General features: G+C 71.0%; 5 protein-coding genes. 3 read left to right on the top strand and 2 right to left on the bottom strand.

Translation table 11 applies throughout. From position 1 onward, the window contains the following. Positions 1-165 precede the first annotated feature (165 nt). On the bottom strand, positions 166-879 hold the full coding sequence (locus RIN75_RS43760; RefSeq protein WP_309118017.1) for a GntR family transcriptional regulator: 714 nt from the start codon (positions 877-879) through the stop codon (positions 166-168). A 149-nt stretch (positions 880-1,028) separates the two neighbouring features. Here RIN75_RS43760 and RIN75_RS43755 point away from each other — a divergent pair, with 149 nt between their 5' ends. The 3 genes from RIN75_RS43755 (at position 1,029) to RIN75_RS43745 (ending at position 4,797) form a co-directional block, all read left to right on the top strand. Beyond that, positions 1,029-2,234, top strand: a complete 1,206-nt coding sequence (locus RIN75_RS43755; protein WP_309118016.1) for an ROK family transcriptional regulator — start codon at positions 1,029-1,031, stop codon at positions 2,232-2,234. A gap of 17 nt (positions 2,235-2,251) precedes the next feature. Next, positions 2,252-3,202, top strand: a complete 951-nt coding sequence (gene ligD / locus RIN75_RS43750; protein ID WP_309118015.1) for a non-homologous end-joining DNA ligase — start codon at positions 2,252-2,254, stop codon at positions 3,200-3,202. Between the two features lie 296 nt (positions 3,203-3,498). Further along, positions 3,499-4,797, top strand: coding sequence for a M28 family metallopeptidase (locus RIN75_RS43745; protein ID WP_309118014.1), 1,299 nt, complete (start codon positions 3,499-3,501; stop codon positions 4,795-4,797). Positions 4,798-4,843: 46 nt separating this feature from the next. On the opposite strand, the gene RIN75_RS43740 is transcribed toward RIN75_RS43745, so the two are convergent. Continuing rightward, positions 4,844-6,003 (bottom strand): GTP-binding protein (locus RIN75_RS43740; protein WP_309118013.1); only part of this gene is annotated, 1,160 nt, incomplete at its 5' end.

Genomic DNA, 6,003 nt, shown 5'->3' with positions numbered 1-6,003 from the left:
CTTGAGAGCGCGCCGGCGCGTTCAGCTTGAGAGCGCGTCAGCGCGTCCCGAAGTCCCAGCGCGAAGCGCGTCCCGAAGTCCCAGCGCGAAGCGCGTCCGAAGTCCCAGCGCGAAGCGCGTCCGAAGTCCCAGCGCGAAGCGCGTCCAAGAAGCGGAGCGTAAAAGTCAGCCGGTCAGCGGAATGGTGAACTTGGGAGCGGAACCGCCGGTGCTGGACACCGACGTGGTTGCCTCGACCGGAGTGCCCGACGAACCGTGAGTGATGCGGTGGACGACCAAGACCGGCTCGTCCTCCGCGATCCCCAACGTGTCCGCCTCCGACCGCGTGGGCAACCGCGCGTCCAACTGCACCGTCGCCACGATCGGGTCCAACCCGGCCGTCCGCAGCAACGGCGTCAGGTCCGGGTGCGGCGTGGTGGAACGGTCCGAGATGTCGTGGCCCGTCCGCTCCTCGATCACCGTCGCGACGCTGCGCGGCAGCCACTGCTGGTCGATGCTGGTCACGCGCGTGCCGGTGTGGTGGTGGCGGACCCGATGCACGACCAGGCTCCCGGTGTCCAGGCCGAACCGCTGCGCGACCTCGGGGCCGGCCGCCGTCCAGCCGCTGAGCACGACCTTCGGGTAGGTCGCCCCGTCGGGCAGCATCCTCGGCACCTGCTTCTGCGGCGGGATGGTCGTCCCGCACACCAGCGTCCCCAAGCCCTGCTTGGACGTCGCCACGCCCTGCGCGATGAGCACGGCCACGGCCGCGCGCGCCGTCCCGCGGGCCACGCCGAAGCGGTCCATCAGCTCGTGCAGCGTGGGCAGGACGCTGCCCACCGGGTACTCGCCGCGGTCGATCGCGCCGATCAGGTGATCGGCGATCCGACGGTACTTCACGTCTTCCACCGTGGCCTCCCCAAACCTGTAGTGACGTGAACAGGGCGCACTTACTAACGAACCGTTCGATACTCTGCTATGGTCTGGACCACCTGTCAAGGGGCTGGCTCTGCTAGCGTGCGCGGCACGAGGCGAAAGCGAGGCGGGGCGTGTCAACCGGATCAGCGGCCACCGGTCCCCACGTGCTGCGGCGGATCAACGCCACCGCCGTGCTCAACGCCCTGCGCGACGCCGAGGGCCACACCGCCACGGTGTCCGACCTGGTCGTCGCCACCGGTCTGTCCCGCCCGGCCGTGACCCGGGCGCTCACCGCGCTGGCCGACGCGGGCATCGCCGAGTTCTCCGGCACCACCGAGCACCACATCGGCCGTCCCGCCCAACGCGCCCGGTTCCGCGCCGAACTCGGCCACGTCGCCGGCATCGACATCGGCCCGCACAAGGTCCTGGTCATGGTCGCCGACCTGGCCGGCACCGTGCTGGCCCAGCACCAGGCCGTCACCCCCGCCGGGCACACCGGCGACGGCGTGGTCCGCCTGCTGCGCACCGCGCTGACCGACGTCGCCGCCGAAGCCGGCATCACCCCCACCGACCTGTGGTCGGTCGCCGTCGGCACCCCCGGCATCGTCGACCACGAGCGCGGCGAGGTCGTGCTCGCGCCCAGCATCCCCGGCTGGTCCAGCCTGCCCGTCATCGCCGAACTGCGGGACTGGCTGGGCTGCCCGGTCGCCATCGAGAACGACGTCAACCTCGCCGTCGTGGCCGAGCGGTGGCGCGGCGACGACGGCGACAACCTGCTGTTCGTGCAGTGGGGCGAGCGCATCGGCACCGGCATGGTCATCGACGACAAGCCCTACCGCGGCGCGTCCTCGGCGGCCGGTGAACTCGGGTTCATCGACCTGGTCACCGACCTCGACGACGAACCCAAACCACCCACCGACGGGCTCGGCGCGTTCGAACGGCTCGTCGGCGCGGGCGAGATCCTGCGCCTGGGCATGGCCCGCTGCGACCAGCCGCTGCGCGACCGGCTCGCCCGGACCGGCGACATCGCCGACCTGTTCGAGGCCGCCGCCGCCGGCGACGAGGCCGCGGTGTCCGTTGTGGACACCATCGCCACCCGGTTCGCCCGCGGCCTGGCCGTGCAGCTGTTGATCATGGACCCGCGCTGCGTCATCGTCGGCGGCGGCGTGTCCCGGGCGGGCGACGTGCTGTTCGACGCCGTCCGCAAGCGCCTCGGCCGGCTGCTGCTCGTGCCCGCCGACCTGCGCGTCTCCGCGCTCGGGGTGAACAACGTGGCGCTGGGCGCGGTGCGGATGGCGCTGGACGCGGTCGAGGAGCGGTTGACCGCGCTGCTCTAGCGGTGGAGGGTGATCGCGTGGGAACTGCCGAAGAACGCGCCGGCGTCGCGCTGACCAACCTCGACCAGCCGCTGTTCGCGGACGCCGGGGCCACCAAGCGCGACCTCGTGGACTACCTCGACGCCGTCCGCGACCGCATCCTGCCCGGGTTGGCCGGACGGCCGCTGTCGGTGGTGCGGGTGCTGCGCGGCCAGGACCCGTTCATGCAGAAGAACCTGCCCAAGTACACACCGGGCTGGGTGAACTCGGTGGAGATGTGGGCCGAGGCGTCCCGCCGCTCGGTCCGCTACGCGCTGTGCGACGACCGCCGGACCCTGGTGTGGTTCGCCAACCAACGCGCCATCGAGTACCACGTCCCCCTCCACCGCGCCGACGACCGCACCCGCCCCCAGTACATGGTCCTGGACCTCGACCCACCCGAGGGCGAGGGTTTCGCCCACGTCGTCGCCGCCGCACGGCTGGTCCACCGCGCCCTGGCGGACTCCGGCCTGTCCGGCGCGGTGAAGACCAGTGGCGCCAAGGGCTTGCACATCTTCGTCCCGGTGGACGCCTCCGACGACGACGCGGCGGCAGCCACCCGAGCCCTCGCCGCCCGCGCCGAACGCCTGGACCCGGAAACCGCCACCACCGCGTACATCCGCGAGGAGCGCGGCGGCAAGGTCTTCCTCGACTCGACCCGCGCGTACGGGGCCACGGTGGTGGCCGCCTACAGTCCGAGGATCCGCCCCGGCACCCCGGTGTCGTTCCCGGTCTCCTGGGACGACCTGGACAACGTGACCCCGCACGACTTCACCGTCCACACCGCACCGGCCCTGCTGGAGTCCCGCGACCCGTGGGCCGAGGAACTCCCCGCGCCGCAACAACTCCCGGCAGACCTGGTCGAGGAGGGCCACACCATCCCGGTCGCCCGAGTAGTAGCGATGCACGAGGGCAAACGCCGCAAACGCGCCGCCCAACAAGAGGGCTGACCCTCAGCCCTCCAAGGGCTGCTTCAGCTGCGGCACCCGGGGCCGCCCGTACAGCGTGGCCAGGGTCTGGTCGACCAGCTTCTCCACCGTGACCCCCTGCCGCTTCGCCTACAGCGCGAACGTGGCGTCCGCGAGTGCCGGCAACGCCATCTCGTTAAATTCCAATCCACACTGAAGTGATGGAATAAATCGAGAAGTCCCATTTCGCCCGAACGAGCCACGACGAACGCCGCTACCGCCGGGTCGGCGCAGCCCGCAGGCTCATCGTGGCTTTCCTACACCCTGCGGAGGCAGCCATGTCCCTGAAGCGGACGACCACCGTGGCGAGCGCCCTGCTGCTCGCCGCGGCCGTGCTGAGCCCACCCGGCGCCACAGCACAGCCGGCGACCCTGGCCGTGCCCGACATCTCGCTGGCCAACGTCCAGGCCCACCTGCAAAGCCTGCAGACGATCGCCACGAACAACGGCGGCAACCGGGCGCACGGCCGGCCCGGCTACAAGGCGTCGATCGACTTCGTCAAGGCGAAGCTGGACGCGGTCGGGTTCACCACCCAGGTCCAGCAGTTCACCTACAACTCGGCGACCGGCTACAACCTGATCGCGGACTGGCCCGGCGGCGACCCGAACGACGTCCTGATGCTCGGCGGCCACCTCGACAGCGTCAGCAGCGGCCCCGGCATCAACGACAACGGTTCCGGCTCGGCGGGCATCCTGGAGACCGCGCTGACCGTGGCCCGCGAGAACCTCCAGCCGCGCAAGCACCTGCGGTTCGGCTGGTGGGGCGCCGAGGAGCTGGGCCTGATCGGCTCGACGTACTACGTCAACAACCTGCCGGCGACGGAGAAGTCGAAGATCAAGGCGTACCTGAACTTCGACATGATCGGTTCCCCGAACGCGGGCTACTTCGTCTACAGCGCCTCCGGCCAACCGTCCGGTTCGCTCGCGCTCCAGCAGACCCTGGAGGCGGGCTTCACCGGCAAGGTCGCCACGGAGCTGACCTCGGTCGGCGGCCGGTCCGACCACGCGGCGTTCGCGCGCGCGGGCATCCCGATCGGCGGTCTGTTCACCGGCGCGGAGGTCACCATGACCTCGGCGCAGGCGCAGAAGTGGGGCGGCCAGGCCGGGGTGGCGTTCGACCGCTGTTACCACCGCTCGTGCGACACCACGAGCAACATCAACGCCACCGCGCTGGACCGCATGAGCGACGCCATCGCCTACGCCCTGTGGACGCTGGCCGGCACCGGCACCCCGCCGGGCCGGAAGTTCGAGAACACCACCCCGCTGACCCTGCCCGACCTGGCCACGGTGGAGTCCTCGATCACCGTCTCGGGCGTCGCCGGCAACGCCCCGTCAGCCCTGGGCGTGGGCGTGAACATCACCCACACCTACCGGGGCGACCTGGTCATCGACCTGGTGGCGCCGGACGGCACGGCGTACCGGGTGAAGTCGTCGAGCAACGACAGCGGTGACAACATCAACACCACCTACACGGTCAACGCCTCCAGCGAGGTGGCGAACGGCACCTGGAAGCTGCGCATCCAGGACGTGGCCGCGCAGGACGTGGGCACCCTGAACAGCTGGTTCCTCCAGTTCTGACGCCCAACGGCCCGGGGCCCGCCCGCAACGGCAGGCCCCGGGCCCGCTAAGGCCGGACGTCCTCGACCGGCAGGGGCGCGCCGACCAGGCCCGCCGCCAACGTCGATCCGTCAGCCGGCTCGATGACCAGGAACGCACCACCCCTGCGCACCGCGCCGTAGTCGTCCAACGGCAAAGGCTCGGCGGTGCGGATGGCCACCTGGCCGATCTCGTTGAGCGTCAACGTGCCCGGAGAGTCCACACTGGACAGTGCCTGCTCGTCGAACCGCGCCCGCAGCTCGGTGACCACGGCCTGCACGGTCCGCGTCCCGTGCTTGACCAGCACCCGGTCCCCCGGCCGCAACGCCTTCTCCGCCAGCCAGCACACGGTCGCCTCGAACTCGTCGGTGACCCTGGGCGCATCCCCCGCGACCACCAATGCGCCACGCCCGATGTCGAGGTCGTGCGCCAGCAGCAACGTCACCGACTGCCCCGCCGCCGCTTCGGTCAGCGGACCGTCGAACGTGTCGATCCCCGCCACGGTGCTGCGCAAGCCCGAAGGCAGCACCTCGACCTCGTCGCCCACCCGAACCGTGCCGGAAGCGACCTGGCCCGCGTAGCCCCGGTAGTCCGGGTGTTCCGCGGTGCGCGGTCGGATCACGTACTGCACCGGGAACCGGAACGGCGCGTCGTGCGGGTCCGGCTCGACCGGGACGGTTTCCAAGTGCTCCAACAGGGTCGGCCCCGGGTACCAGGGCGTTTTGTCGGACCGCTCGACCACGTTGTCCCCCACCAGGGCGGACACCGGGATCTCCAGGACCGCGCCCTCCGGGTAGCCCAGGGCGGTGGCGTGCGCGGTGAACTCCTTGGCGATGCGCGTGAAGGTCACCTCGTCGTAGTCGACCAGGTCGATCTTGTTCACCGCCAGCACCAGCCTGGGCACGCCCAGCAGCGCCAACACGGCCGCGTGCCGGCGGGTCTGCTCCACGACGCCCTTCCGTGCGTCCACCAGAAGAACACCCAGTTGGGCGGTCGACGCGCCGGTCACGGTGTTCCTCGTGTACTGCACGTGTCCTGGGGTGTCGGCCAGGACGAAGGAGCGCTTCGGGGTGGCGAAGTAGCGGTAGGCCACGTCGATCGTGATGCCCTGCTCGCGCTCGGAGCGCAGGCCGTCGACCAACAGGGACAGGTCCGGGGTGGTCAGGCCGCGGTCGGCGCTGGCCCGGT

Origin of the sequence: Saccharothrix sp., from assembly GCF_031180885.1 — a bacterium.
In the GTDB taxonomy this organism is placed as follows: Bacteria; Actinomycetota; Actinomycetes; order Mycobacteriales; family Pseudonocardiaceae; genus Actinosynnema.
The sequence above is the reverse complement of the archived record's forward strand: the minus strand, read 5'-3'. Positions and strand labels throughout refer to the sequence as shown.